General features: G+C 40.5%; 1 protein-coding gene. It reads left to right on the forward strand.

The window, feature by feature from the left end:
- A partial coding sequence (gene rlmD, locus V7149_RS26065) for a 23S rRNA (uracil(1939)-C(5))-methyltransferase RlmD (protein WP_335348456.1) occupies positions 1-852 on the forward strand: 852 nt, incomplete at both ends.

Here is an 852-nt window from a genome sequence, read left to right on the forward strand (position 1 = left end):
GTCTTATCAATATTGACCAATGTGCAGTTCAGCATCCGCAAACAAGCAATGCAACTGTAACCGTAAAAAGGATACTGCAAGATCTGAAAATACCGATATATAATGAAAAAACAAGAAAAGGTCTAATTAGAACAATCGTTACAAGAGTCGGCATTCAAACAGGCGAGCTGCAAATCGTCTTAATTACAGCAAAAAAAGAACTTCCGAAAAAAGATCTCATTATCCAAGAGATTAAAAAGCGACTGCCAGCAGTGAAGTCCATCATCCAAAACATTAATGGACAAAAAACATCCTTAATTTTTGGTGAAGAAACAGTCAATCTTGAAGGAAATGACTTTATCCAAGAAACGCTTGGCGATCTATCCTTCGAACTGTCAGCACGGACATTTTTCCAGCTAAACCCTGAACAAACGGTCAAGCTTTATAATGAAGTGAAAAATGCGGCAGGATTAACAGGGAAAGAAAAAGTAGTGGATGCCTATTGCGGAGTCGGAACGATTGGCTTATGGGTAGCGGAGCAAGCGGCTGAGATTCGCGGAATGGACATCATCCCAGAATCCATCGAAGATGCTAAGAAAAACGCTACTCGTCATGGGATTAAGCATGCTAAATATGTCACTGGAAAAGCTGAAGTCCTGCTGCCGAAATGGGTAAAAGAGGGATGGAAGCCAGATGTTATCATTGTGGATCCTCCACGGACAGGGCTTGATGAACAGCTTTTAAAAACGATTTTGAAAGTGAAGCCAAAGAAGGTTGTGTATGTATCATGTAATCCATCGACTTTGGCGAAGGATATTGATGTATTGAGTTCTAGTTACAAGGTTGATATGATTCAGCCGGTGGATATGTTTC

This window comes from Bacillus sp. JJ1503 (genome assembly GCF_036965125.1).
Lineage (GTDB): Bacteria > Bacillota > Bacilli > Bacillales > Cytobacillaceae > Cytobacillus.